This window comes from Streptoverticillium olivoreticuli subsp. olivoreticuli, assembly GCF_003391135.1.
Lineage (GTDB): Bacteria > Actinomycetota > Actinomycetes > Streptomycetales > Streptomycetaceae > Streptomyces > Streptomyces blastmyceticus.
The window spans coordinates 401761-427859 of record NZ_CP031455.1 but is presented as its reverse complement, the minus strand read 5'-3'; the positions used below and the strand labels follow the sequence as shown (position 1 = coordinate 427859).

Below are 26099 nucleotides of genomic sequence, written 5' to 3'. Positions count from 1 at the left end.
GCCTCGGGTACATGGACACCAAGCGTCGACGAGCAAGAGTTCCCTGATGATTGAGCGTGTTCAAGCGTCAGGGTAGGCGTCTGTTGAGCACGTGGCATGTGGTGTGGGTACCGGACCCGGGGCGGTGGGGAACACCGTCGGCCGACGGTGTCCTGGGGGACAGGATCCGTCGGAGACGGTGGCCTGGACCGGGCTGCGGTCGGGAGCGGGTGACACCGATGAAGCAGCAGGTGATTGATCGGGTCATGACGTGGTGCTCGCAGGGGGGAGCCACCTCTGCAGGGGCGGCTCATGACGGCTTCAGTCGGGGTTCTGCTGGCTGGCGCCGCGGGGCTGAGTGGTGCTGCTGCGGTTTTCGTTGCTTCGATGACCGGTTCTGGTGCGGTGGGTATGAGGGCTGGCGGAGGCCAGGCCGCTGCCACGCGCGGTCCGGGACCGTGCCATCGCTGTGCATGCGGCAGGGTCCGGTCGGCTGTCATCGACCGGACCCTGCCCGGGGATTCACCGTACGGGTACGCCTATGAGGTCGGCACCCGCGCGGGAGGCTTCCCCTTTCCTGTACCGCCCGCCCCCTCGTGACCGGGCGGTGCAGGACGGATGCGACGCCACGAACAGGCTGACCGCCGGGCGTGTTTGGCTCTGTACGTGATCCTGGCTTGCGTTGGATCGATCACGAGGACACTCACCGGCCGGTCGAAGCAGTAGCAAGTCGAACTTCTTGCCCGGAGCGTCCACGGGCGGCGGGGTGAAAGATCTCCCCGCCGGTGGTGTGGACCACCACATGACGAGGGCGACGAGGAACCCCACCGTGAGCATCAGCACGCCGGCGGCAACGATCACCGGCCACGGGTCACCCCCGTACACGAGCCCCACCTCGCAAGACGATCCGAACGCGGCGAACGATCCGGGCACGGCGGGCGATGCGGCCCTCGTCCTCGACGGCCGGGTGCACCATCAGACCGACATGGTCGGCGAGTTCGTATGCCAGCTCGCGGGCCACCCGCTCGGGGATCTCCACGAGGGTCTTGTGGTTGAAGTGCAGCCAGTAGTCGGCATTCCGGTTCTTGCGGCCGATGCGGCACACCGTGAACTGCTGCGCCCTGATCACGTGCTCACCGCACGGTCGGTGCGCAGCTCGAACCATACGCGCTTGCCGATGAGCTGGAGACCAGGGCGGTCCCATACCCATTGGGCGCCCCAGTTGGCGGCGAGGCTGGAGACGATCATCAGGCCGCGCCCGCTTTCGTCATCCGAACTGACGTCACGGGAAAGGGGCAGGTCGGAGGTGCTGGAGTCCCGGACCGCGATCACTGTTCGGTTGGGGTGCACCGTCACCTCGACGTCGAGGTGCGGCACCTTCGCGTGCCTCACGACGTTGGTCACGGTTTCCGAGACGCACAGGCGGGCGTCCTCGGCTAAGCCCTGATCCACCGACGTGGTTTGGGGAGTGATCTTGTGACCGGTTTCGAGCCGGTTTGAGGTCGGTGGTTGGGCATGGGCAGGTTGTAGTCGCTGGTCTGCCCAGCTTTTCCACGGGTTCGGTTCCGGTTGGGCCCTGGCGGTGGGCGGGTCGGGTAGGGGCTGGTCGTGTCAGCCGGGTGGGCCGTGGACGGTGTCGAAGAGGTGTGTCCAGGCATGCTGCCAGGGCCAGTTGTGCGGCAGGTGCAGGGTGATGCGTCGTGCGGAGCGGGCGATCCGGGCCGGAACCTGGACCAGGTGGGTGCGGAGAGTGGCGGTGGTGGCCTTGGCGTGGAAGGCGGAGGCCAGTGCGCCGGCCGCCCGCAGCAGGTTGCAGGTCATCGCCCACAGGGTCAGCCAGGCGGAGTTGGCATGGAAGTGTCCCGAGGGCAGGTGGGCCAGGGCGGAGGCTTTGCTGTCGGCGATGACCTGTTCGACGACGGCGTGGTGGCGGTGTTCTTGCTCGGCCTGGAGGGTCCGGGCGGGATTGTCGGTGAAGAACGGGTGGTAGCGCCAGACGGGGAACAACTCGCCCTGCTCGCCCACGGTGGCGGGTTTGGCGAGGTCACGGACCCGGCGCACGATCAGCCGGGCCGTGACCCGCGAGGCTTTCCTGCGGCTGACGAAGGCGGCGTAGACGGGTATCTCGGCGACTTCGGCGTCCGGGATGAGGTCGCCGGTCTCCGGGTCGGGCACTGCGGTCGGGTAGGTGATCTGCTGCCAGGCGGTGTCGGGGATGCTGTGGATGGCCCGTTTGATGGAGGGGTTCATGCCGGTGGTGACCGAGAAGTGGGCGCCGGCCCGGCGGCAGGCGGCGATGACACCGGCGTTGTAGAACTGCGAGTCCGCGCGCAGGATGCGCATGCCGGTGCAGCCGGCCTCGACGGCGGTGGCCAGGGCCTCGCTGACGAGTTTCGGGGCGCCGCGGGAGTCGGCGGCTTTGCCGCGGCGCATCCGCACGGTGGCGATCACCGGCCGGGAGGCGGGGGTGCAGATCGTGGCGAGCAGGGGGTGCAGGGTGCGGATGCCTTTGAACCGGCCGTACTCGGCACCCTGCTTGGCCCGGCCGTAGACGCGTTTGTGGGTGGAATCGACATCGATGAATGCCTTCTCGTCGGAGCCGGGCAGCAGCGGGGTGTGCGCGGCCAGTTCCGCGAGGAACCTGCGGTGGACAGCGTGGAGTTGGAGGGCATGGCCATGGGTGAAGGAGCGGAGGAAGGTGCCCAGGGTGGACGGGGCACGGATCCCTCGGAACACGGTCGGCATCGCGCCGTGGCGCAGCGCGCCCAGGTCGTCGATGCTGTCGGCCCCTGCGGCCATGCCGGCCACGATGCTGGTGACCTTGGCGTCCGCCGCCGCACCCGCGCCGTTCTTCGCCCCGGTCAGCCTCACCTTCTCCGTCACCAGCCGGGGCAGACCGCACCGCCCGGCCAGTCGCATCACCGGGACCAGCCCGGCATGCGCGATCAGATTCGGGTCATCGAACACGGCGGAGACCGCCGCTGGCGTGTGGGAAACTTGCATCTCGGAAGTGCCTTGCTGATTATGCGTGCTGGAAGCCTGAAGAACTCCCATCATTGCAGGTCACAAGGCACTTTCTTGTTTTCCAAGACGTTATCCACAAGGCGTCCGGCGGTGGATCAAGGCTAAGGGCCCGGCTCCATTGGCGATCAGGAAGGCGGCGACGACGTCGCGTGCCACCCGGACGGTGGTCGGCACGGCCGGAGCGGTCATGCGGTAGGTCTGGGCGGGCTGTTCCTCGGGCTGCTGCTCGGTGGTGGTGCGGGGACTGCTGAGTGTCGCTGTACTCATCACGTCTCTCCCAACGAGGTCATGGGACCTGCGCGGAACCGCCGTCCGTGGCTTGGCCGCCTCCCGGGATGCCTCAACAGGCATGCAGGCAGCTGCACTTCGGGTCTTCCCGGCGTGCCGCTCGGTGCTGTCATGACCATAGGGCGATGCCGGGAATCCATGCAACCGTCTAGGTAAAATAGTGCACCCTCTGGACCTCCTGGAGGTCGCACGCGAGACTGTCCGCAGGGATCAGGGGAAGGAGCGGCATGCCGCCGAGAACGACACCCACCGGACGTCAGCAGCGGCTCGGTGCCGAGTTGAGGAAGATGCGCGAGCAGGCCGGGCTGACGCCCTTGGGCGCTGGTCGAGAACTGGGCGCTGATCGCACCCGCATCAGCAACACGGAGGCGGGGCGCCTCGGAATGAGTGAGGAGCGAATCAGAACCTTCGCCCAAATTTACGCATGCCCTGACAAGAAGTACGTTGACGCTCTTGTTGCCATGGCGGAAGACCGGGGTAAGGGTTGGTGGGAGGAGTACCGGGGAGCCCTCTCTCCCAGCGCACTTGACCTCGCCGAGATGGAATACAACGCTTCCAGCTTGACGGTTCTTCAATTTGCGTACATCCCTGGCCTCCTTCAGACCGAGGAGTACGCACGCAGTCTGTTCATGAACACGGTTCCACCGCTCGCCTCGATAGAAGTTGAACGCCGCGTATCACACCGGATGCAACGGAAGTGTGTCATGCAGCGTAACCCCGCCACGTCATGCACCTTCGTGATTCACGAATCAGCTTTGCGGATGCTTCATGCAGGTACGGACGGCCAACGGCGCCAGCTCGACAGATTGATCGAGGTGAGCAGCCAGGAGGGAGTCGCGATTCGAGTGATCACGTTCGCCGCCGGCTCGTTCCCCGGGGCGAACACCTCGGCTACGTACGCCGCTGGCGCGGTATCCAAACTGGATACGGTCCAGATCGATACCGCCCACGGCTCACTTTTTCTCGACGCGGAATCCCATCTAGAGAATTACCGCAGCATTCTGGGATACGCCAAGAGGACATCCCTACCTCCAAAAGAGTCGAGGGATTTTATCCGCAGCATCGCGAATCAACTGTGAAGGCCTGAAGATGTCGGAAGTCAAGTGGCAGAAGTCTTCATTCTCCGGGGATCGAGACGAGTGCGTGGAAACGGGGGCGCGTGACGGCGACATCGTGATCCGGGAAAGCGACGCTCCGGAAGTGATCGTGACCACCACGCCCGCCAAGTGGCGGGCGTTCGTCCTCGGCATCAAGGCTGGGGAGTTCGATCACCTGATCTGGTGATCGCAGAGCAGTGAAATGCCCCCATCTTCATAGATGGGGGCATTTTGGCATGCTTGGCGCGCTATCGTGCCAACGGTTTCACGGCGCTACTATCTCCCCCCTGTGCCGTGGCGCCGGACGATGGCCAGGGAAGACCGAGTCCGGCAGATGGTCAACTGACTGTCCTTTTAGTGCTGTGACCGCATAGATTCACCGGGGTCTCGTGGCCTGCGGGTGCGTGAGTCATTGCTGTTCCCCGGTTCCGGTTGGTCGAAGGGCTGAACGACCTCGTTTGCGTGGTTGTAATCAACTTGCTGTCGCCCCGGCGGGCGGGCAGGGTCTGGATCATGCTTGAACTGCGCACATTGGAATCAGACGACTGGCCCCTTTGGCGGGAGTTGTGACTGGCGGCGCTTGCTGAGGCGCCCTATGTGTTCGGATCGACGCTGGCGGAGTGGCAGGGCTCGGGCGATCGAGAGGAACGCTGGCGTGCGCGTCTGTCGATTCCTGGCGCGCACGATCTCGTCGCGCTCCTCGACGGCCTTCCGGTGGGCATGGTCAGTGGAGTGCCGGGCGAGGAAGCAGGGAACGTGGAGTTGATCTCGATGTGGGTCAACCCCAGGGCTCGGGGCCAGGGCGTGGGCGACTACCTGATCCAAGAGGTCGAGCGGTGGGGGACGGAGCGCGGTGCCACGACGCTGCGGTTGTCCGTGATGCCGGACAACCACAAGGCGGCCGCGCTCTATGAGCGGCACGGTTTCACGGACACGGGTGAGCCAGACGACCTTCTGCCCGACGGCGTTGGCAGGGAGCGGGTCATGGCGAAGAGCCTGGCCGTCGTCTGATCTCCGCACCTGGGCACGGCGGGGTCTCCCACTTGGTCAGGCTGCGGCGGCGAGAGGGCGGTCGCCCCAGCGGTTGTCCTTCTCGCTGTGGACCCGGGCGCGTTCGCGGCGCTGGGCAGCCAGGGCGTTCGGGGCGACGGGTGTTCTGGTTGCGCCGACGCAGTAGCGGTGCAACTGGTGGGTCTGGACGGTGTGGTTGGGGTGGTTCGAGTTGGCCAGCGTGAACTGTCGCAGCGGCCCGAAGTGCGCCCAGGGGCGGGTCGACCTGGCTATCCATGACGATGAATGCGGTCAGACCCAGGTGTAATTGTTGTCAGTGACGGCGTCCAGTGCGGCGTCGGTGACGGCGGCATGTGGGGTCGGTAGGGATGCGAGGGAGGGGCCGATGGGAGGAAAGATCGGCAGCTTGGCCGTTTTGCGGTAGGGAACCCATTCGATCGTGCCGATTTCGTGGCTGCTGTCGGGGAGCTCGTCGTACTCCTGGTCGGCCAGGGTGCCGCGAATCCTGGGCGAAGGTGCTCGCCCAGGGTCTGGGCGCAGGACTCGGTGTAGGTCAGGTCGGGCGCGCCGTCCCGCAGCGGGGTCGGCACGGTGATCACCGTGATGTCGAAGTCGGCCAGCGCGGCGGCGTCGGCGGTCGCGGAGTAGGCCCCGGTGTCCAGCACCGCGCCGAGCCGTGAGGAGGCCACCTCCTCCACGTGCGAATCGCCGGCGGTGAGCCGCTTGATGCGGTCCGGGTCCACGTTGTAGTCGACGACGCGGTGGCCTATCTCGGCGGCGTGCACGGCGAGTGGCAGTCCCACGTAGCCTTGGCCGGCGACGACAGCATCCATGACGACTCCATTCTGGGTAAGGAGCGGCTGTGCCCCTGGTTTCTGTGGTGATGCCGGTACACAATTCGGCGGCCACGCTCGGGCCCGCAGTTCGGTCGGTGCTGGCGCAGACGCACACCGATCTCGAACTGCTGATCACCGACGACGCGTCCTCGGACGACTCGATGGATCTGCTGAGAGAGCTGGCCCGGCAGGACGAGCGGGTCCGGCCGGAGGCGGCGGCCCGGCAGGGGGGCGCGGCCCGGGCCCGGAACCTGGCCATCGCGCGGGCCCGGGGTGACTACGTTGCTTTTCTCGACAGCGACGACATGTGGCTCCCGACGAAGCTGGAGAAGCAGCTCGCCTTCGTCGCGGCGGCCGGGACGCCGCTGACGTTCACTTCCTACTTCAAGATGGACGCCGATCACGACGGAGAGGCCGTCGACTTCGTCCCGAACGGGCGGGTGGTGTGGGCACCGGCCCGAGTGGACTACCGCGCGATGCTGGTCCATGACCACATCGGGGCCCTGACCGCCATGTACGACCGCAACGTCCTGGGGGCGAGGCTGATGCCGGACATGCCCAAGCGACAGGACTACGCGCTGTGGTTGTCGATCATGCGTGATGGTGTTGACGCCCGGGCTGTGCGGGAACCGCTGGCGGTCTACCGGGCCCAGCGGGCGGGATCGCTGTCCTCGAATAAGCTGGGCTTGGTCCCGTTCAACTGGGCCCTGTACCGGGAGCACGAACATCTCTCGGTACCGCGGTCCGCGCGTGCGCTGGCGGGTGCGGCCTGGCACTCGTTGCGGAAGTCGCGCATCTAGCGCCCGTGCGAGAGGGCGGGGCGAGCGGCGGCCCGACCGGGCCCCGCCCCGTGGCCGTGCCGCGTGCTCGGCGGCTCGACCCGGAGCAGGACTCGGTGGGTCACCGGTGCCGTCGGCCGGCTACACCGCCGAGTCGGCGCCTGCCCTCGCGCGCAGGAACAACTGGAGGAGCAGGCGCCTGTCGGTAGCGGGGACGGTCTCCTGGCCGCTGCAGAGCGCCTCCCGGCCGTGCAGGAAATGGCGCTGGTTCACGATGAGGTAGTCCCCGGGCTGGAGCATGAAGGAGACCTGACCCCGGACGAGCTCCACGGCGAGCTCCCGGGCGGCGTCGGCGTGCGCCTGGCCGAGCTGGGACCGCTTCAGCATCTTGGCGGTGAACCGGACGAACCCCTCACCCGGGTCGGAGCCGTCCAGGATCGGAAACGGCTTGTACTCCTCGCCCACGCCGAACAGGTCGAAGAAGGTCCCGTAGTGGTAGGCCGTCTCGGCCAGGAGGGCGCGGCTGTTCTTCGATAGCCGGGCCACCGCCGCCTGGGCGTCGGGGAGGATGCTGGGGCCGCCGCCGCCGAGCGGGTCGGGACGGACGCACAAAAGCGTGGTGTAGTCCGGGGGCCGGGTCGCGTTCACCAGGTCCATGTGGAACGCGTTGTACCCGATGAGGCTGGAGCGCCCGGGGTTCTTGTCGACCTTGACCCCGATGTCCTTCCACAGGGGCCACCGCGGGAAGGGTGAGAATGGGACCGCCACCTCGGCCGCGAAGGCCGTCGCCAGCTGCCGGAACCGGTCGCCGGTCCCCAGGGCCTTGGCGAGGTTTCCCAGGCGCAGCACGGCGTATCCGCCGCCCTCCCCGGTCAGCGCGTGGCGCAGGATCGCGGCAGTTTCCTCGAACCGCGCGGTGGCTGTCAGCTCGGTCCCGTACCGCTCCATGGTGGACTGCGCCAGGAACGAGTCGTCCAATCCCCAGGGCGAGAGATCGCCCGAGACGAGGACCCGGCCACGCTCTGGGTGGTCGCACCTGAAGGTGCCTGGTTCAAGTCCTCCTACAGCGGCTCGGGCAACGCCTGTGTCGAGCTCGCCGACCTGACAGGTCAGGTCGGCGTCCGCGATTCCAAGTGGAAGACGGGCCCCGCCCTCGTGCTGGCGTCCGCAGCCTGGGCTACGTTCCTCGCCGAGGTGCAGCGTGGCGGCTGGCTCGGCAACGTCTTCACCGACTGATCACCTGAACCGGGGCGGTGTCCTCCCCAATCGAAGTGGGGAGGGCGCCGCTTTGTCCGGACCGGGCCAGTTTAGGGGGCGGCGAGAAGCCCGTTACAGGTTCAGTTGGGGTTTGGCTGGCTGGCGCCGTGGCGGCTGAGCAGGGCCGCTGCGGCCTTCGTTGCTTCGATGACCGGTTCCGGTGCGGTGGGCATGATGGCTGCCGGCTTGAGGAGGAGTACGGCGCCCATGATGATTCCGTCCCATATGACGGGTGCTGCCACGGAGTTCCAGCCGGCCATGCACTCTTGTTGTCCCAGGGCGTAGCCGAGGTCTTGGACGTCGATCAGTGAGGCGGTCAGTGCGTCGTTGTCGGTGTAGACGCCGGGTCCGGCTTCGTCGGGTACGGGCTCGGCGAGGACACGCTGCTGGAGCTGTTCGGGCAGGTAGGCGAGGATCGTACGGCCCGAGGCTCCTGTGCGCAGTGAGCGGGTGACCGACAGGACGTCGCGTGGGGTCATGCCGAGTTCGGCGAGGTCGCTGTCGCCGACGGCCATGTCCACGCATTGCCGTGCGGCGCCGGTGAAGGGGGCGATCATGTAGAGGAAGGTCATGCCGCCGTCGGTGGCTACCCGCAGTTCCTGCAGGGTCTGGTGGACCAGGTCGTTGTCCAGGCGGTGGTCGAGGGCGGTGAACGCGAGTGCGGCGGCCTGGGCTCGCAGGCGGTACCGGCCGCGCCGGACCCGGTCGAACACGCCCTGGTAGATGCCGGATTGCAGGATGCGGCTGATGACGGAGTCGTCGAGGCCGGTGGTCTCGGCTATCTCGGCGGGGCTGTGGTCGGAGCCGCCGAGTTCGGCGAATGCCTGTTGTACGAGGAAGACGCGCTCCGCGTGGTCCGAACTGCTTCCGCTGACGTTGGTGACCATGGTCTGTGGTTCCTCCCCTGTGGCAGAGCCGTGCTCCTCTCGCGGTAGCACGACGTCCCCGCGTAACAGCCGTGAATAGGCAGCTCGCTCGCGGCTGTTACGGAGGGTGCTGCTGATACTACTGAGGCTGGGTGGTGTCGAGGGAGATCTTCCCGGTTTGGGTGCGGGAGGCGAGGTTCTGGTGGGCGCGGGCGGCTTCCTGCAGTGGGTAAGTGGTGCCGGGCAGCGGTTTCAGAGCACCGGAGCGGACTGCGGCGAACAGGGCTTCCACCGAGTCGGGCAGTGCACTGCGGTCTGTGTAGAGGTGGGGGAGCCAGAAGCCGGCGACCGTGATGGAGCGCTCCATCAGCGCCCTGGTGGTGACGGTGGCGATGTCACCGCTGGCGTACCCGAATACGGCGAGACGGCCGCGGGGGGCGACGGCGGCGAGGGTGGCATCGAAGGTGCGGCCGCCGGTCATCTCCATTGCGGCATGCACCGGGCCGCCTGCCGCCTCCACGATGCGTTCGGTCAGGTCCTCGGAGGTCGAGTCGACGGCCGCGTACGCCCCCAGTTTCACGGCGAGGTCGCGTTTGTCCGCCGTGCTGGCGAGCGCGATGACTTTCGCCCCGGCATGGGCGGCGAGCTGGACGGCGAGTGAGCCGAGCCCGCCAGCGGCGGCGGGGACGACGACGGTCTCGCCGTCGGCGATCCGCAGCGACGTGTGCAGCAGGTGCCAGGCGGAGTTGCCTTGCAGGGCCAGGGCGACAGCTTGGTCGTCGGTGATGTCGTCGGGCACGTCCCAGCTGACGCGTGTGTGGACCAGCGCCTTCTGCGCATAGCCGCCGCCGCGGATCAGCCCGGCGATACGGCGGCCGCCCGGACCGATGGTCCCGACGACCTCGTTGCCGGGGATGTAGGGCAGGGGTACGTCCGCGAGATAGCTGTTGTCCCTCACATGAAGGTCTGCGAAGTTCACGCCGGCGCGTGTCACGTGGACGAGGTGGTGGCCGCGACGGGGTTCGGGATCCGGGGCGTCGGCGAGTCGCAGGACTTCCGGGCCGCCGAACTCCGTCATGACGATTGCGCGCACAGGTGACTCTCCTCCAGGTAACGGGTGTTGCATGCACGCACAGCGTATTCGCTGTCCAATTCGTAGCCGCTGAAGGCCCCTTGATGCCTTGTCTTCTCGCCACCCGAGCAAGGAGTTCGCACTCCAGCCTGGTTGCTCGCCTGGCGAGAAACGGTGCGTGTTCGCGCGTATCCCCAGGGTGAAATGGTGCTTGCATTCCCCTGATCCGTGGGTTGGAATGGTGGACCTGGAAGATCTTCCGGCGGGAAGTCTCCTGATTCCAGGGCGTGTTCCGCATGTGGATTGGCGCGTCCGTCGAGAGCTCTGTGTTCCGTGCCCGTGCGTGGGAGGTCACTGCCTGATGCCGTCTGTCGGGAGAATAGCCAGACTGATTCTCAACCTTCCTGCGCCCCGCGAGGAGCAAGCCGCCCGCACTCCGGATGCCGAATCGTCCGGGACTTCGCATGTGCCGAAAGGCGCTCAAGCGTGGGTGACCGCCGGTAAGCACTTGCAACAGGAGGCGGCGCCAAAGGGATTACGGTTGCCCCGGCCCGGCCGTGCGCGGCCGCCGGATGCGGGCCGGGTTCCGTGGGCGGTTGAGGACGAGAGCAGTGGCGCGAGGTTCGCGGCCAGTTTCGGCAGGGCTGCTTTGTGGCTGGTGGTGGGGCTCGCCGTGGTCACCGGCGTACGGACGTGGTTCTGGCCCCAGGAGAACTCGTTGCCCGCGCCGACGAAGGAAAAGGCCGCACCGGCATACCCCGTCCAGGAGGCCCAGTCCGTTGCCGCCCGGTACGCGCGCACGTTCCTCACGTGGGACGAGGGCGCGCCGGAGGTAAGAGCGAAGGAGCTGGCGCGGGACCTTCCCTCGGGAACGGACGCGGCCGCGGGCTGGAACGCGAAAGGTCATCAGGACGTTCTGGTCGCTCAGCCCGGGGCCGTGGCACCCCAGCAGGACCGGAAGCGGGCCCGTGTGCACGTGGATGTCCTGGTGAGCACGCCGGCCGCGGAGCCGAAGGACAAGAAGGACAAGCCGTCGGCGCCCGAGCAGCGGTGGGTCGGGCTGGAGGTGCCGGTGGTCTCCACTGAGGGGCGCATCGTCGTGACCGGGCAGCCCGGCATCGTCGGTGTCCCCAGGAGTGCGCCGCCGGTGCCGGAGCAGGCCGTCCCGAGCGTCGATCTGCCGTTCAGTGAGTCGACCCGGGGTGTCGTGGAGGGGTTCGTCGCCGCGTATGCGAACGGCACCGCTGACTCGGTTACCGCGCCCGGCGCGTCCATTGCGCCCCTGCCCTCCGGCGTGACGCTCGGGAGCCTGCAGAACTGGTCTGCCGACAACGGCAGTAGTGACACCCGCACAGGGACAGCCGTCGTCGCGTGGAAGCTCTCCGGTGCCGAGATCACGCAGACCTACCGCATCGAGCTGACCCGCGTGTCCTCGGCATCCGCCGCGCGCTGGCAGGTCGCGCAGATCCAGGGCGGCGCGGCATGAGCCCGAACCGCCTGCAGATATCTGAGGGGGAGCACTGATGGGCAACCAGACCCTGGCCGCGCTGACCAGCGGGGTGCAACTGAAGGACTGGGTCATCACCGTCGCCGGGAACGTCTTCCTGATCATCTTGATCGTCCGGGGGATCGGGCACTACGCGAAGCGCGAGTGGGGCGGGCTGATCACCCACGTGATGGCCGGTGTCGTGGTCGCCGGATTCGTATACGCGTCAGATGTCACCAAGACCGTGCTGGTGGATGTCTGGACCAAGGTGGTCGGCACATGAGGGTCGGGCACACCTACACCCGGCATTTCGATCTGGAGACCCGGCAGCACGAACTGCTCGGCGTCGATCTGGGGGAGGGGCCTCCGCGCCGTCTGCTGGTCACCGGTTTCGTGATCTATGTGGTGTGGGTCGGTGTCCTGTTCCTGGTGTTCGGGTGGCCGTCGAGGGTCTTCTTCGTCCTCTACTTCGTGCCGCCCGCGCTGATCACCTACTACGGCGCGCAGCGCAGCAAGCGGATCGACCGCCGCTGGAATCTCACTCACTGGGCTCTGACGGTCCGCTACCTGATGGTCGGTCACCGACCGGTGATCAACGGCGGGCGCCGTGCGGCGGGGCGTGCTGAGTGGCTGCCGCTGCGGGCCCGGCTGGGGGAGAGGGCCGGGCGCCTGGCGGAGCTGCCCGGGATGGGCGGTGTGGAGGGCCTGCTGGGAGGCGACGAGCCGAAATCGGCGGCCGGGCGGGCGGTGACGCTCGATATCCGACCGCGCCTGTACGGGCCGGACGTCGTCTATCGCGCCCGTCGGCGCGGCCGCACCAAGCAGTAATAAGGGGAGGACGGGCATGAGGCTGTTGAAAGGAATGGCACGGTTGGCCGGGGTGGCAGGGGACCGCTCGGCGCCGCCGCCACGGTATGTCGCCATCGCGGACGGGCTGATCGTGACGGAGACGCACGCGCAGGCGTGGTACGTCCTGGGCAGCTCCAACACCGACCTGATGAGCGAGGGCGCGCGCGATGCCGAGCACGACCAGGCGGCACGGGCGCTGGCGCGACTGCTGGCCGGGTACGACTGCCACTTGAAGGTGGTCTGGTCGCCGCTGGACGCGAAGGACTACCGCACCGAGGCCGGCCGGCTGTTCACGGCCGGAGACTTCCCGGCGTGGGCCGATGCCCGGGTACGACGGCTGGAGGACCTGGGGCTGTCGACCCGTCACCTGCTGCTGGGAGTACGGATCGCCGAACGCTCCAGCCAGGCCACCGCCCGCGGCCGCGCCGGAGCGCAGAGCGCGTTCGGCATCGGCTCCTCCGCCGTGCCTGCGCGCGAGCTCGCGCGCCTGGACGCGCTGGCCCGGCGGCTGGGGCGCCAACTGGAGACCACGCCGTGGAAGGCGCAGCCGGCCACGGTGGAGATGCTGGCCTGGTCGATCGCCCGTGAACAGCACCGCGGCACGGTACTGCCCGCTCCCGACGGGGACGGTGTGATCAGCGGAGCGAAGATCGCGCAGTTGGTACGCGGCCGCGTCCTGCCCTACCCCGACCACGTGCGCCTGCTCGACGGCCGGGGCGAGGTCGCCGCGTGGACCGCCGTTCTGGCGATGACGGGTTTCCCGGAGCAGATGGAGTCACCGGGGGCAGGGGAGTGGCTGCGGGCCGTCTCCGAGATCACCTACGTACCCGAGTGGGAAGGCGAGGACGTCGACCCGGAGGTGACGTTCCTGCCCGTCAACCCCGAACCCTCCGTGCGGTTCAAGGTGATGCACCGCCGGGACGCACTGAAGAAGATCGACGAGGCACGCCGCCTGGCCAAGGAGCAGCGGCAGAGCGCGTCGGAGCACTCCGCGGGGGAGACGGGCCAGGAGATCCAGGAGACCGAGGAGACGATGGAGGCCCTCTCGCGCGACATGAAGCGGGAGGACGTCACACTCCTGGAGGACCACCCCCGGATCGTCGTCAGCAGCGACGCGTCGCTGGAAGACCTGCGGGCGCGGGTCGACGCAGTGATCACGCACTACGGCGGCATGGGCATCGAGGTCAGCGTCCTGGAGGAGGAACAGCGCGAAGCGTGGCTGGAGTCGCAGCCCGGCGACAGGGTCCGCATCCCCGATCTGATGCACACCCGCACCGTCGGCGCACTCGCGGGCAGCTGGTTCTGGGGCGGCGCGTCCGTCGGAGATGACGAGGGCCCGATCATCGGCTTCCTCACCGGCACGACCCCCGGAGTCGTCCGCAACGACCTCACCGGTGGCTCCGACCGAGGGGACGCGACCACGACCGCGTTCATCGGCCGGTCCGGCAGAGGCAAGACGACCGCGATGATGCTGTCACTGCTGGACGCAGCCTTCCGCGGATCGTTCGTGCTCGCCCTGGATTTCAAGGGCGACATGGGCGGCCTGGTCTCCGCAGGCCGGTACTACGGCCTGAACGCCCAACTGATCGAGACCGGAGCGCAGTTCGCCGGGATCGCCGACCTGTTCATGCTGCTGACCGGCGAGGGCGCCGAGCGCGCCCAGACGGAGGTACCCGCCCAGCTGGGCATCGCCCTGCCGCAGCACCTGCGGATGCGCGGCGCGGAGACACCGATCCAGCTGGCGGTCAACGAGGTGATCGCCGCCGGCGACCCGCGCACCTGGAAGGTGATCGAGCACCTGCGGCAGTCCCAGGACGAGCTCGCCCGCGAGGCCGGTGACGCCTTGCTGGAGCTGTCCCGCACCGCATTGGGCGCCCCCTTCATGGGCAAGCCCGCAGGTGGTGCACTGCTGTCACCGGAACCCGGACTGTGGGTCGTCCAGGTCCCCGGCATCACGCTGCCGTCCCCCGACGACGAGCGCGAGGACTGGTCCGTGCACCAGCGCCTGAGCGTGGCACTGGTCCATTCGCTCCTGGCGTACGGGATCAGCATGGCGGGCCGCAAGGACCTGCGCGGTCTGCGGAAGGTGCTGGCCGTACCCGAGGTGCACGTCCTGACCGCTACCCGCGAGGGCGCCTCCTTCCTGCAGTACGTGGCCCGGGTGGGCCGCGCGCTGCGGACGGCACTGGTCGTGGACACCCAGGACCCCGAGTCGCTGGCCGGACTGACCGGCCTGCTCGAACAGCTCACCACAGTTTTCGGATTCCAGCTGACCTCCGCGGAACAGCAGGACGCGCTCGCGGCCCTCCTCGATCTCCCCCAGGGCCCTCACACACGCGCCCTGATCCAGGCCATCGGTGTCGACACCACCCAGGAGATCCGCCATGGCCACTGCATCATGCGCGACCGCCGGTTCAGCAGCGCGACTGTGCAGTGGGACATCCCGTCCATGGAACTGATGCAGCTGCTGAGCACGACTCCCGTCTCCGACGACGGTGTGGATCTGACCAAACAACCCGAGGGAGCAGCGGTATGAAGCGCATTATGACCACGGTCGTCACAGCGGCCGCTCTGCTGACCGTCGCCGGGTGCTCCTCCCAGGAGGACACGCGCGGTAATGCGGCGTCTCCGGCAGACAGGTCCAAGGCCGTCATGGCGGTTGCTGTCACGTACCAGCAGGCGATGATGGACCACGACTGGACACATGTCTGCCAGATGCAAACCTCCCAGCAGCGCTTCGGCCGCACGGTCCAGGAGTGCGTGGCTGCCTACAGCCCTCACCACTCCGCCGCACCATCGGAATCCCCGGATGCGATCGCCTCGCCCGCACCCGAGAGCACGGTCACGGCAACGTCCAACGCCGCCGACTCCTTGGGACCGGTCACCGCGGAGCCACCCATAGACGTGCCCGGCAACAGCGAACACCCAGCTGGCACCGGCGTCATGGTGATGTTCACTGCCGAGGGGACGGAGAGTTCACGGACCTACCGGTACGCCCTTCGACTCGTCCGCAGCGGCGGTACCTGGCAGGTCGACCAGAGAGAGACGGTCTTCGACTCAGACATCGCCCACGGCGACCCGGTCAGGACCGCTCTGGGGAAGACCCAATGAGGCTGCTGAAATGGCGGATGCCACGACTGCGGAACCTGGCTGTCCCGCTGCTGGGAGTGCTCGCCACGCTCATGCTGTGCGGGTCGGTCGCCAACGCGGCCGACAGCCCGCGTAAGGAGCACAAGACATTCGAGGTGACGGGCGTCGGCGGCCTCCTGCCGTCCCCGGAGATCCCTAAGCCCGGTGGAAAGGAGGCGGGCACCTTTTTCGAGACCTACAACAACGACGGCCTCTACGAACTCGACACGGAATACGGAATGTTGGACACCGATGATTTCGTGGAGATCTTCGCCGATATCTTCATGAGTCTGACCGTGACGGTCGGCCGTGCGGCCGTGGTCTGTGTCCAGTGGGCGTTCAAGATGACTTCCCTGCCCGGTATAGAGAAGGCCATGACCAAGGCGATCTCCGCCTCGGCCGGCACGGTCACCGAAACGCTCCTGCCTTCAGCCCTGGTTGTTGGCGCGCTCGTCGCCTGGGCCGGTCACCGCAAGTCCGGGTCCTCGCTGGGCCAGCTCGGCTGGGTCTTCGCCTCCGGTGTCCTGGCTGTTTCGCTGCTGACCACACCCAACGTATGGGTGAGTGCTCTCGACTCCACCCGCACCATTGGAACTGCGGTCGCGTTCAAGGCCACTGACGCCGGACTCGGCAACGGCACGCAGGAGCCGATCGAGCTCGGCCACGAAGCCCGGTATACCAAGGATGAACGCGACACGATGCTGCGGAAGTCCGCTGATGCGGTATGGCGCACCTACGTCGCCACGCCCTGGTGCATCGCGGAGTTCGGCAGCAAAGAGGCATGCAAGGAGTACGGGAAGGAACTGCTCGACCAGGGCCCGAGCGCGAAAAAGCGTAAGGAATGGCTGAGCACGAATGTCAACGGGAACCCCGACGGCGGTCAGGACACGCTGAAGTGGCGGCAAGGCCACCGCCCTCTGGGCCGGATGATGGTGTCGTTCGCCGCGCTGCTCGGTGTGGCCCTGTTCGCGGCGCTGGCGATCATGCTGGCCTTCGCGTCCCTGGCCAGCTTGCTCGGGGCACTGATGCTGCTGGTCTGCGGGGTGTTCTTCGCCTGCCTGTGGGTGATCCCCGGACGCCCCCGGCAGTGGGGCACCAAGTGGTTCGACCTCCTGCTGGGCTTCGCTCTGCAGAGCTTCATCAGCACCATGGTGCTGGGCTCCGCGATGATCATGACGAGTGTCACGACCGGCACGATCGGTGAGTACGGGTACTTCGCCGGGGCAGGGCTGAGCATCTGCTCCGTCATCGCCGCGTTCAGGATGCGCAGGCTCATGGAATCGATCGTCGGTGTCTCCAGGGCCATGGGTCCCGGAGCCGCCATCGGTGGCCTGCTCACCGCGCGCGGCGCGATGAGGGGCGCCGGGAAGATATGGCGCGGAGCCCGCCGCCTCGGCCGCCGCATCCCGTCCAAGCCGCCGATGCGATGGCCGGCTGCCGACGACGCCGGCCCTGGTTCCGCCCCTGGCCGTGTCTCGTACTCGCCCTTCCCCGGCGGCGGGGGAGGGGGAGGCGGTCGCGGGATTGCCGGATCGGGGATGCCCAGGAGGCCTCTGCCGCCTCCGCCTTCCGCGCAAGGAGCACGCGCTCCGCTGCCTCCCGGCAGCGGCAGAGGCGAGGTGGGCCCGGCAACGAGCAGGCCGGAACTGCCCCCGGCGAGCGCACCCGTACGCGGCCGCAGCGTCGCAGACGGCCCTGGGACAGGCTCCCCGGCACCGCGCCGCGCCATCGAAGCCGCCCCGGCCCGGCCGCGCCCGGCTCTGCCCGCAGGCCCGAACTCACTCCCGCCGGCCCAGCCCGCTCCGGCCGAGGTGCCCGCCGGGCGTTCCTCGCCGACGCTGCGGCCCGAAGCCGGCGCCCCGCCTGCATTTGGGTTCCAGCGTCTGCCGCGTACCGGGGCCACCGCGCCGCGGGTGATCCGCGGCGAAGTCATCCGCAGCGCGCCGGTCCGTCCGGGCGGGCCCACCGGCCCGAACCCTTCGCGCCCCGAGCCCGCACGCCGCCGCCGTCGCATGTCCGTACCCGGTGCCCGAAACGGGGGTGGGAGCAGGTGAGCAAGGACGACGACAGCAAGGCGAGATCCCCGCTGGAGTGGCGGGAGATGCTCAAGACTGGCTACGACTACCCCGAGGAGACGCAGAGAGGCAGACGCGGCGCGCGCCGCCGCGCCCGCAAGCAGTACCGGCAGCGTGAGCGGACCGAGCTCAGGCAGGTGCTGGAGGAGGAACGCCGCCGTGAGCCGATGACCGCGGGCGGTGCCGTGCTTGTCCTCGTCGTGATCCTGGTCATCGGCTGGGCCTCCGCCCGGTGGTTCCTCCACCAGGACGAACAGGCCACGGAATCCACCACGGTCGCAGATGCGCCCGCCGAACCCGAGCTGGCGGAACCTCACGGCGCCCCGGGCATGACGACTGCGCAGCCGTCGGCCGAGCCGTCAGCGACTGTCGACCTCAGTAGCCCGGAGAAGGCTGCCGAAGGGTTCGCCCGCGCCTATCTGACGATGAACCCGCCCGTGGACAAGAGCCACGAGACGGTGATCCGCCGGGCGGCCCCGTGGATGACGGACGCCCTGGTCCGGAACCTGGTGATGAACTCCGACCGGGCCTGGAACGAACTGATCTCCAACGGAGGCATTTCCAGGATCACTTCCCTCACAGTCAAGAACGCCGAGCAGGGCATGCCGGTCGACACCCCGCTCAGGGCATGGCGGACCGTGACCGTCGAGGCCGCCATCGACGGCTACAAGCAGTACAAGCAGACGTACGTCCTGCAGACCGAGGCGACGCGCAGCAGCGACAACACCTGGCGCGTCGCCCGGGTCCTGGGGGTGTGAGCCCCGTGGACGGACGCGAGGTCATAGGCATGGCCGCAGGAGCGGCAGGGCGGGGACTGCTGATCAAGATTGCCGTTCCCGTCGCCGTCCTCGGCCTGTTCGGCCTGATCGCCATCGGACTGGTCGCCGGGATGTCCGGAGCGAAGGCCCACGCCGCATCCGGATGCGGGAAGGCCGGCCGGCCCGATACCGAGTACGACACCACTGGCGGCCCAGCGACCGGCAGCGACCACGCCCAGCAGCTGGCCAACGCCAAGACCATCGACCGCGTCGCTTCGCAGGGCGGCCTCTCCGGACGCGCCACGCTCATCGGCTTGATGACCGGCCTCGCCGAATCGTCACTGCTCAACCTCGACCACGGAGACCGGGACAGCCTGGGCGTCTTCCAGCAGCGCCCCTCATCCGGCTGGGGCACCAAGGAACAGATCATGGACGTCACCCACGCGGCCACCATGTTCTTCTTCGGCGGCGACTCCGGGGACCCGCCCGGCCTGACCGACATCAAGGGGTGGGAAAGCAAGACGCTCAACGACGCGGCCCAGGCCGTCCAGCGCAGCGGGTTCCCCGACGCGTACACCGGCCAGGAGAACGAGGCCCGCAGCATCGCCGAAGAAGCAGGCATCGACATCGACCGCACCGCCAGAAGCGGCACCGGCCGGACCCGTGACGGCGCGTCGTCCGCTCCGTCACCCGGGCAGAGACCGGGTGCGCACGAGGCAGCCCTCGCCGACTGCACGGACAGCAGCCAGAACAGCCCCGGAGAACCAGGCCAGGCATTCCACGACGGCCGGGCCTCCTGGCCCGGCAACGTCAAGAACCGCCGGTCCACCGAGGACGCCATCCGCTGGGCACGGCAGGAAGCCTCCGGCGGCAGCGACCAGTGGTACCGCATGTGCCTGGCCTTCGTCGCCACCACCTACGGCTGGACCTTCTCCGGAACCACCTACGCCCAGGACCACTACCTGGACGTGATGCCGAAAGACATGCGGCACGACAAAGACCGCAACCCCCCGGCCGGAGCACTCATGTTCTGGACAACAGGCAGCCGCGCCGGGCACGTCGCACTCTACGTCGGCGACGGAAAAATAGCCTCAAACGACATCGAAACCCCAGGTCGCATCAGCATCGTGCCCGCGACGGACATCGAGACCAAATGGGGCGCCACCTACCTGGGCTGGAGCCCGCCGTACTTCCCACAGGGCGGATAACAAAGAAAGAAGAGCACCATGCCTGCCACCGACCCCGACCAGGTACCGGCCACGCCCCTCTACACCATCACCGTCACAGCAACCGGCGACACCACCCTCGACGGAGAACCGGTACACGCCGAACCGCACCAGGAACCACGCGTCGCCGCCCTCGCAGAAATCCGCGTCAGAGCAGCCCTCTGCGACCGCACCGTCCGCGTCAACGCCAAAGAACCCGACGGCACCGTCTGGCCCCTCCTCGTCGACACCGACGGCAACGTCACCGTCCTCGAAACCCCGCACCCCACCCCACCTCGCCCCACTCCCACCCCAGCGACCGCCCCGGACTGGCAGGCCCCGCTCCCACCACACCACCAGCCGCTCTACACACACCTGCTCACCGCCGAGACAACCCACGACCTCGCCGCCGCCATCACCATCGCCACCGCACTCGAAACCGCACTCACACAGCAATACGGCCCCCACCACCCGCACACCCTCAACATCCTCACCCTGCGCACCTGGCTGACCCTGCGCCGACAACCCAACAGCCGCAACACCATCGAGCTCCTGCTCCACACCACCCAACAACGCCACGAAGCCGACGCCCAGCCGCTGCAGGACACCACGCGCTGCGCCCGCAACGCCCACGCCCTCTGGCACCGCCTGGCTCACACCGACCCGCCTGCGGCCAGAGAGCTCTCTGCGGACGTCGTACGCGTACTGGATCTCGCCGGTGAGACAAGCCGGGCGCGCGACATACGAGGCCGGACCGCTGCCCTCCCAGAGCGAAGCACCTCTGGCTCCTGACCTCACCCCTGGCCGGTGCACAGAACAGCGGGAAGACGCATCATGACGAGAAGCCAACTCGACAACCGAATAGAGGAGTTGGTCGAAGCCCTGGGCATGGGGCTGGGCCGGTTCCTGTCCGGACGCGACATGGACGGGACAGCCCGGACGGACGCCACGTTCCTCAGGCCCGGCAGCCGCGTCCTGCCCAAGACGGAAGGCAAGGTCTCCCGGGCGGCATACCGGCCGGGCTGGCAACGCCTCGGCACCCGCCTGGCCACCCTCGGCATGATCGGCGGCGGCAGCTACAGCTACTTGCAGGACCCGCAGCACACCCTCCACGCCCTGGAATACGGGGGTACGGGCGCGGCCGGCCTGACCGCAGCCAGCGCCATTGCGTACGCGCTGTGGAGCAAGGAACGACGGGAACTGATGCGTGAATGGGTCAGACCCCTGCACCTCGCGCTCGCGGGACCACTGGACATACCCGAACAGAGCGACCCCCGCCGGTATCTGCACGTTCCGCTGAACTTCTCCGACGACGACGCCAAGATCCGCATCGACCTCCCGGTGGACCTCAAGTTCAACGAGTCCGCCGTCGCCGAGCTGATTGTCAAGAAGCTCGCCCTGGAAGGCGTCTCCTTCTCCTGGAAATACGCGGGCAAGGCCCCCTACGTCCTGATCAAGAAAGCGCTCCGCCCGCCGAACAAACTCCTCTTCAAAGACCCCGCCGTACGCGAACTCCTCAGCCGGGCCCCCGAACCGGCACCGCTGATCGGCCTCGGCAGCGGCAACAGAGCCGTCTCCGTCAATCTCGACGACGACTCCCCGCACGTCCTGGTGGCCGCGGGCACCGGCGGTGGCAAGTCCGTCATCCTGCGCACCATCGCATCCCAGCTGATCCGCAACGGAGCCCTCACCTACATCCTCGACTTCAAACGGATATCGCATCCCTGGGCCCGCGGCGTGCCCGGCGTGACTTACTGCCGGGACATTTCCGAGATCCACGACGCCCTGATCCACCTCGGCGCGGAAGGCCGCCGGCGCATCCGCCTGGCCGACCAGCTCGGCATCGACGCCGACCTCTCCCAGGTCGGGCCCCGGATAGCGATCCTCCTCGAGGAGGTCAACGCCACCATGAAACAGCTCGCCCGCTACTGGGAGAAGATCAGAGAGAGGGACGACCCCAAAACCTCCCCGGCCATCGACGCCCTCGCCGAAATCCTCTTCATGGGCCGCCAAGTACGCTTGCACGTCGTCCTCGTCGCCCAGTCCGCCACCGCCCGAGCCCTCGGCGGCCCCGAAATGCGCGAGAACTTCGCCACCCGCATCCTCGCCCGCTACACCCAGAACGCCTGGCGCATGCTCGCCCCCGAAGTCCACCCCGCCCCCAAAAGCACCCGCCACACCGGCCGCGCCCAAGTCGTCCTCGGCGGCATCGCCCACGAAACACAAGTCCTCTTTATGACTCACGCCGAGGCCCATGCTTGGGCAACGGGCAACACCATCACCGCTGGCCCGGCCGTGACATTGACGAAGACCGTTCCACCGCCCGCCAGCATCCCCGCCCCAACAGCTGCCGCACCGCCCGGAGCAGTCGCCCTGACGGCGCCACCAGCCAGTGCTGGAGCACCTGCCCAGACGAAGCCTTCACCTCCGGTGAAAGCCCCAAGCGGAACGGTCCCGCCGCCTGCGACGGTCACTCCAGCCACGTCACCTGCCCCTGCCGTCCCAGCGGCAGCCACGGCTGCGTCGCCCGGCAAAGGAAGCCCGACGACCGTACCGGCGAGTCCAGCAGCATCCACCGGCACAGGGCCTCCAGCCTCTGCGGAGACACCGGCTGAAGAATTGATCGGGCTGCGCCAGGCCCAGCAGAAATACCTGCCGGACATCACCCTCACCACGCTGCGATGGGCACGGGCCAACGACCCCGACTTCCCTGACAATGCCGGCAAGCGGGGCGCGGAACTCCTCTATCGGGCATCGGACCTGCGCCGATGGGCTCGCAACCGGCCTCGGCCCGGGGCTGAGAAATCCGACACCTCTCCGTGAAGCGATCGAGCTGTTCCGGTGGACGGAAGGGCGTGCCTTGGCTGGACCGTCGTCACCAAGGTCACGTCGGAGGTTGTTGGCAGCGCCCCGAAGGGGGGAGACGTGGTCGAGCCCGAAGAGCTGGCGCTGTCCGGTCAGTTGATCGTCGAGGGAGCTACGGCGGTACAGGACCTGCCGCCCGTCGTGTGCCCGGGTCGCGAGGCCGGTGGCGTACGGCACGCGCAGGGGCTATGACACAGTGCTTGGGGGGATCCGGCGTCACCGAGACGAGTAGCTCCGATGTGCCCCGTCGTGTCTGGCCGGCCTTGCTGACCCTGACGCATGACGGACGATCTTGCAGGCATCATGGGAGTCCGACCTTGAAGGAGTGACGCCCGTGAGACTGGTCTGCGACCCCGCATACGACGAAGTGGATCTCTCCGCGTCGGCGGAAGAACTGAACCGCCTGGCAGACGCGGTGGCCCAGGGCGAGGGGCTGCTCACCTCTTCGCCGGGCAGCGATGGCCTGGCGGGGGTCGAGGCCAAGAACACTCCCGGCCCCGGGGTCCTTAGCTCGTCATTTAACCTCTGAGGCTGTCGCGCTCGATGATGCTCTCGGGGCGCCTGGTCGTTTTCCCGACGTCGTAGTGGGTCGCGGGGCGGCGATTCTTGGAGCCGAGTGGCCTTCCTGGCCCGGGTGCTGAAGCTTTCGGTGCACGGGCCGGGGTGAGCTGCGCGGGCTCGGTCGGCCTCTCCCAGGGGCGGCGGAGATCCGCTGCGGCTTCGCGGGTGAGGCGGAGTTGGGCGTGGGCGGCGATGACGAGCCACGTCCAGCGGTCGCCAGCCTCAGGGGTACGGATCTCGGGCCGGGTCCAGCCCAGGGTCTGCTTCATCAGCCGGAAGGTGTACCCCGGGTCAAACCTCGTCAGGAACGCCTGCCAGCGCACGTCGACGTCCTCGCCGGTCAGGCCAGTGGCAGAGGACCACAACCAGACAGGCAGGGGGTCTGCGCCGTCGGGCAGGCGGTCGACCTGGAGGCGGATCAGCGTGCCCTCGATGATGGGGAGTTCGCCGGTGTGGTCGATCCAGGCGGAGCGGGTGGTCAGGCGGGGGTGGATGCGGTCCCAGGCCATCGTGCGAGCGGTGCCGTACCGGTCGGTGAGCTGTGCCGTTGCAGCGTCGGGCTCGCCCAAGGTCTCGGGCGGATGCGCACGGACCGGGTCATGCGCCGGACCGGACTTCAGGGCCGTAGGTAGTGGCTGAGCTCGATGAGGTTGTCGTCGGGATCGCGGAGATAGACGCTGGTCATCGTGCCGGTGGCGCCCGCGCGTTCCACAGGCCCTTCCTCGACCGCTATGTCGTGGGCAGCGAGTTCCGCGATGATCTCGTCGATGCCCTGATCGACGATGAAGCACAGATCGCCGTTGCCAGGGGTGGGGTGTTCGGCCTTGAGCTCGAACTCCCTGCCCGCCTGATGCAGGTTGATCTTGCTGTGGCCGAAGGTGACGGAGTGCCCGCCGCCGTCGAACGTCACGGCCCGCATGCCGAGGACGGTGGTGTAGAAGGCGACGGTGGCGTCGATGTTCTTGACCGTCAGGACGAGGTGATCGAGCCGGTCGACGCGCACGTCGGCGCCTCCCTGTGGTCTCTCTCGGTAACGGCCGCTGTCAGAGGGCGATCAGCGCAGGACGGGGCCCGGCCAGTGGCCCGCCCGTCTCGAAGAGAGGGCCGCCTTCAGCGAGGGTGCCGGTGTCGACGGGCTGGAAACCGCAGCTGGTAGCCAGCTCGGCGACCATCCGCTTGGCCTGGGCGTCGTCGCCCGCGAGCAGCACGACGCGGCGTCCGCCGTCCACGGCGGGGTCCTCGGCGAGGACCTGGGCCAGGTAGGTGTTGAAGCCCTTCACCAGGCGGGCGCCCGGCACGAGGGAGGCGACGATCTCGCTGGGCCGGCGGCCTCCGGTGTCGATGACCTCGATACCGCCGGGGGTGTCGCGCAGCGGGTTGACCGGGGTCAGGACGACCTTGCCCTCCCAGGAGGAGACGGAGGCCGCCGCGCTCTCCTTCTGGCTCCACTGCACGGCCAGGACGACCACGTCACCGAAGTCCGCGGCTTCCTGGGGCGTGCCGGCCGACGCGTTCTCGCCGAGCTCGCCCACGAGGGGAGCCAAGGTCTGCGGGTCATGGGAGTTCGCCAGCCTGACCTGGTGCCCGGCCCGGGTGAAATGCCGGGCCAGGGCCGTGCCGATGCGTCCGGCACCGATGATTCCGACCTTCATGCGTTCACCGTCGCACACGGGCCGGGGCGCCGCCCGTCGGCCCGCGCCCCGGCAAGGGATGTCACCGTACGCGGGAGAGCTTGCCGGTCATGTGGAAGAACTTGGTGCCGTAGAGGATGTTGTCGTACACGCGGCGGGCGGTGAAGTCCTCCACCTGGGTGACGTACGCCCCGGTCTTCGGCTCGTGCCACGTGATGGCGTACTGGCAGGGCCGCAGCCGCGTGCTGGTGTACGTGATGTTCTGCGTGAGGCCCTGGAGCGTGCCGGGGCCCTTGGTCACCACGATGACCGCTTTCGACGTGGAATCGAACCTGATCGTCGCCACGAACGGGCCCGCGCCCAGAGGAGTGTCGACGCCGAAGTCCACCGCCCACGTCTGACCGATGGTGTCCATCTTCACGTCCCTGTACCCCGCCCCCCGCTCCTGACAGCCCCCGCCGCGATGCTGCGCAGAGGGCGGCCGCGCCTCCACCGCCGTAGCACCACCGACCGAGGCGACCAGAGCGAGCGGCAGGGCAGCGCATGCCAGACGGGAAAGCTTCATCATGGGGCTCCTTCGACTGCTCTCCCGACCACGGAACCACGCTCCGGGCCGGCTGTCCCCAGCAGTCCAGCACGCCCACCCACCACAAGCGACCCACACCACCCACCCAGGTGACCACCCAGGACCCTGTCCACAGCTGACCAGGCCGGACTACTCAGAGCGAGGATGCGGGACGGCTTTCAGTGTCCGGCGAACACCCAGGTGAGCGGCCTAGTTCGAGGAGTATTTCGACTCATCGGTAGCCTTCGTCATCATGATGCGCACTTGGATCTTGCCGATGCTGCTTGTGCTCTGCGGCTCAGCCGTCGCGACTTTGCTGATCTTCGAGGGGAACCCCGGTGCAGCCGCAGCACTCCTGCTGGTGTTCCTGGTGCTCGCAGGCATGAACTCGCCCCTGATCTTCCCGAGGTCGATCGGTGCACGGGAGGCACAACGCCGCAGCGCGGTCGACGGCCGACCGGTCGTCTTCTGGCGGCCGGGCTGCAAGTACTGCGTGCGACTGTGCATCCGGCTGGGCCGCAGCGCCCGCCAGATGCATTGGGTCAACATCTGGCGGGACCTGGCAGGAGCTGCAGCGGTGAGGGCAGCCAATGACGGCAACGAGACCGTGCCGACTGTCGTCGTGGCGGGCCAGCCACACACCAACCCCGATCCCGAATGGGTGCATGAACAGCTCTCCTGCTTTCGGCAGGGCGAACGGGAGCCACTCGGGTAATGAGAAGGAGAGCCACATTGCTCTGTTCGTGAAGGCGATGGACCACGACAA

29 protein-coding genes and 1 pseudogene are annotated in these 26099 nt (G+C 68.1%); 18 read left to right on the top strand and 12 right to left on the bottom strand.

What is annotated here, in order from left to right; all coding sequences use genetic code 11:
- Positions 1-850: 850 nt before the first annotated feature.
- From DXZ73_RS01915 to DXZ73_RS01900, 4 genes are all read right to left on the bottom strand, one after another.
- A complete protein-coding gene (locus DXZ73_RS01915) occupies positions 851-1108 on the bottom strand; it encodes a hypothetical protein (RefSeq protein WP_116209309.1) in 258 nt (85 codons plus the stop codon).
- Positions 1105-1431, bottom strand: coding sequence for an ATP-binding protein (locus tag DXZ73_RS01910; RefSeq protein WP_162889961.1), 327 nt, complete (start codon positions 1429-1431; stop codon positions 1105-1107). The genes DXZ73_RS01915 and DXZ73_RS01910 overlap by 4 nt, the downstream gene beginning before the upstream one ends.
- Positions 1432-1590: 159 nt before the next feature.
- The gene (locus DXZ73_RS01905) at positions 1591-2982 is read right to left on the bottom strand and encodes an IS1380 family transposase (protein WP_116209103.1); all 1392 of its coding nucleotides are present in this window, start codon (positions 2980-2982) and stop codon (positions 1591-1593) included.
- A 90-nt stretch (positions 2983-3072) separates the two neighbouring features.
- The gene (locus tag DXZ73_RS01900; protein WP_116209307.1) at positions 3073-3270 is read right to left on the bottom strand and encodes a hypothetical protein; all 198 of its coding nucleotides are present in this window, start codon (positions 3268-3270) and stop codon (positions 3073-3075) included.
- 248 nt (positions 3271-3518) lie between these two features.
- Here DXZ73_RS01900 and DXZ73_RS01895 point away from each other — a divergent pair, with 248 nt between their 5' ends.
- From DXZ73_RS01895 to DXZ73_RS01885, 3 genes are all read left to right on the top strand, one after another.
- Entirely contained in the window at positions 3519-4370 is an 852-nt protein-coding gene (locus DXZ73_RS01895; protein ID WP_116209306.1) for a helix-turn-helix domain-containing protein, read from the top strand.
- Between the two features lie 10 nt (positions 4371-4380).
- A complete protein-coding gene (locus DXZ73_RS01890; RefSeq protein ID WP_116209305.1) occupies positions 4381-4575 on the top strand; it encodes a DUF397 domain-containing protein in 195 nt (64 codons plus the stop codon).
- Between the two features lie 383 nt (positions 4576-4958).
- Entirely contained in the window at positions 4959-5399 is a 441-nt protein-coding gene (locus DXZ73_RS01885) for a GNAT family N-acetyltransferase (protein WP_240351677.1), read from the top strand.
- Positions 5400-5668: 269 nt separating this feature from the next.
- Here the strand turns inward: DXZ73_RS01885 and DXZ73_RS39065 are convergent, their stop codons facing one another.
- On the bottom strand, positions 5669-6232 hold the full coding sequence (locus DXZ73_RS39065) for a hypothetical protein (protein ID WP_116209304.1): 564 nt from the start codon (positions 6230-6232) through the stop codon (positions 5669-5671).
- A gap of 29 nt (positions 6233-6261) precedes the next feature.
- On the opposite strand from DXZ73_RS39065, the gene DXZ73_RS01870 reads away from it, so the two are divergent.
- Entirely contained in the window at positions 6262-7035 is a 774-nt protein-coding gene (locus DXZ73_RS01870) for a glycosyltransferase family 2 protein (RefSeq protein WP_116209303.1), read from the top strand.
- 120 nt (positions 7036-7155) lie between these two features.
- On the opposite strand, the gene DXZ73_RS01865 is transcribed toward DXZ73_RS01870, so the two are convergent.
- Positions 7156-7992: a TauD/TfdA family dioxygenase gene (locus tag DXZ73_RS01865; protein ID WP_240351081.1), complete on the bottom strand. Its 837-nt coding sequence runs from the start codon at positions 7990-7992 to the stop codon at positions 7156-7158.
- A gap of 48 nt (positions 7993-8040) precedes the next feature.
- On the opposite strand from DXZ73_RS01865, the gene DXZ73_RS01860 reads away from it, so the two are divergent.
- Positions 8041-8250 carry a DUF397 domain-containing protein gene (locus DXZ73_RS01860; RefSeq protein ID WP_116209302.1) on the top strand — a complete coding sequence of 70 codons (210 nt, stop codon included), beginning with the start codon at positions 8041-8043 and terminating at the stop codon, positions 8248-8250.
- A 101-nt stretch (positions 8251-8351) separates the two neighbouring features.
- Here DXZ73_RS01860 and DXZ73_RS01855 read toward each other — a convergent pair whose 3' ends face one another.
- Together DXZ73_RS01855 and DXZ73_RS01850 are read right to left on the bottom strand one after the other, a co-directional pair.
- Positions 8352-9158, bottom strand: a complete 807-nt coding sequence (locus tag DXZ73_RS01855) for an IclR family transcriptional regulator domain-containing protein (protein ID WP_116209301.1) — start codon at positions 9156-9158, stop codon at positions 8352-8354.
- 118 nt (positions 9159-9276) lie between these two features.
- The gene (locus DXZ73_RS01850) at positions 9277-10230 is read right to left on the bottom strand and encodes a quinone oxidoreductase family protein (RefSeq protein WP_116209300.1); all 954 of its coding nucleotides are present in this window, start codon (positions 10228-10230) and stop codon (positions 9277-9279) included.
- 637 nt (positions 10231-10867) lie between these two features.
- Between DXZ73_RS01850 and DXZ73_RS01845 the strand changes: the two genes are divergently transcribed.
- The 12 genes from DXZ73_RS01845 to DXZ73_RS01790 all read left to right on the top strand — a co-directional run bounded on the left by DXZ73_RS01845 (position 10868) and on the right by DXZ73_RS01790 (position 23105).
- A complete protein-coding gene (locus tag DXZ73_RS01845) occupies positions 10868-11695 on the top strand; it encodes a conjugal transfer protein (RefSeq protein ID WP_162889960.1) in 828 nt (275 codons plus the stop codon).
- Positions 11696-11732: 37 nt separating this feature from the next.
- Complete coding sequence (locus DXZ73_RS01840) at positions 11733-11978, top strand: hypothetical protein (RefSeq protein ID WP_116209298.1); 246 nt, start codon at positions 11733-11735, stop codon at positions 11976-11978.
- A complete protein-coding gene (locus tag DXZ73_RS01835; protein WP_116209297.1) occupies positions 11975-12523 on the top strand; it encodes a hypothetical protein in 549 nt (182 codons plus the stop codon). The genes DXZ73_RS01840 and DXZ73_RS01835 overlap by 4 nt, the downstream gene beginning before the upstream one ends.
- A gap of 16 nt (positions 12524-12539) precedes the next feature.
- On the top strand, positions 12540-15080 hold the full coding sequence (locus DXZ73_RS01830; RefSeq protein WP_116209296.1) for an ATP-binding protein: 2541 nt from the start codon (positions 12540-12542) through the stop codon (positions 15078-15080).
- Positions 15077-15655 (top strand): hypothetical protein, encoded by a 579-nt coding sequence (locus DXZ73_RS01825; RefSeq protein ID WP_116209295.1) that lies wholly within the window; start codon positions 15077-15079, stop codon positions 15653-15655. Before DXZ73_RS01830 ends, DXZ73_RS01825 begins: the two co-directional genes overlap by 4 nt.
- The gene (locus DXZ73_RS01820; protein ID WP_116209294.1) at positions 15652-17727 is read left to right on the top strand and encodes a hypothetical protein; all 2076 of its coding nucleotides are present in this window, start codon (positions 15652-15654) and stop codon (positions 17725-17727) included. Before DXZ73_RS01825 ends, DXZ73_RS01820 begins: the two co-directional genes overlap by 4 nt.
- Complete coding sequence (locus tag DXZ73_RS01815) at positions 17724-18506, top strand: hypothetical protein (protein WP_116209293.1); 783 nt, start codon at positions 17724-17726, stop codon at positions 18504-18506. Before DXZ73_RS01820 ends, DXZ73_RS01815 begins: the two co-directional genes overlap by 4 nt.
- A 5-nt stretch (positions 18507-18511) precedes the next feature.
- The gene (locus tag DXZ73_RS01810; protein WP_240351079.1) at positions 18512-19714 is read left to right on the top strand and encodes a C40 family peptidase; all 1203 of its coding nucleotides are present in this window, start codon (positions 18512-18514) and stop codon (positions 19712-19714) included.
- Positions 19715-19732: 18 nt separating this feature from the next.
- Positions 19733-20503, top strand: a complete 771-nt coding sequence (locus tag DXZ73_RS01805; RefSeq protein WP_116209291.1) for a hypothetical protein — start codon at positions 19733-19735, stop codon at positions 20501-20503.
- Between the two features lie 42 nt (positions 20504-20545).
- Positions 20546-22534, top strand: coding sequence for a pRL2-11 (locus DXZ73_RS01800; RefSeq protein ID WP_116209290.1), 1989 nt, complete (start codon positions 20546-20548; stop codon positions 22532-22534).
- 102 nt (positions 22535-22636) lie between these two features.
- A complete protein-coding gene (locus DXZ73_RS39985) occupies positions 22637-22768 on the top strand; it encodes a hypothetical protein (RefSeq protein WP_275898561.1) in 132 nt (43 codons plus the stop codon).
- A 142-nt stretch (positions 22769-22910) separates the two neighbouring features.
- Complete coding sequence (locus tag DXZ73_RS01790; RefSeq protein WP_116209288.1) at positions 22911-23105, top strand: hypothetical protein; 195 nt, start codon at positions 22911-22913, stop codon at positions 23103-23105.
- Here DXZ73_RS01790 and DXZ73_RS01785 read toward each other — a convergent pair.
- From DXZ73_RS01785 to DXZ73_RS01770, 4 genes and pseudogenes are all read right to left on the bottom strand, one after another.
- Positions 23095-23715: pseudogene (locus DXZ73_RS01785) on the bottom strand (NF041680 family putative transposase); the annotation flags it as partial. The gene DXZ73_RS01790 and the pseudogene DXZ73_RS01785 overlap by 11 nt on opposite strands.
- A gap of 38 nt (positions 23716-23753) precedes the next feature.
- Positions 23754-24140 carry a VOC family protein gene (locus DXZ73_RS01780; RefSeq protein ID WP_116209287.1) on the bottom strand — a complete coding sequence of 129 codons (387 nt, stop codon included), beginning with the start codon at positions 24138-24140 and terminating at the stop codon, positions 23754-23756.
- A 40-nt stretch (positions 24141-24180) separates the two neighbouring features.
- Positions 24181-24789: an NADPH-dependent F420 reductase gene (locus DXZ73_RS01775; RefSeq protein ID WP_116209286.1), complete on the bottom strand. Its 609-nt coding sequence runs from the start codon at positions 24787-24789 to the stop codon at positions 24181-24183.
- Positions 24790-24850: 61 nt separating this feature from the next.
- Positions 24851-25183 (bottom strand): MoaF-related domain-containing protein, encoded by a 333-nt coding sequence (locus tag DXZ73_RS01770; RefSeq protein ID WP_162889959.1) that lies wholly within the window; start codon positions 25181-25183, stop codon positions 24851-24853.
- A gap of 403 nt (positions 25184-25586) precedes the next feature.
- Between DXZ73_RS01770 and DXZ73_RS01765 the strand changes: the two genes are divergently transcribed.
- Entirely contained in the window at positions 25587-26048 is a 462-nt protein-coding gene (locus DXZ73_RS01765; RefSeq protein ID WP_116209284.1) for a glutaredoxin domain-containing protein, read from the top strand.
- The last annotated feature ends 51 nt before the right edge of the window (positions 26049-26099 follow it).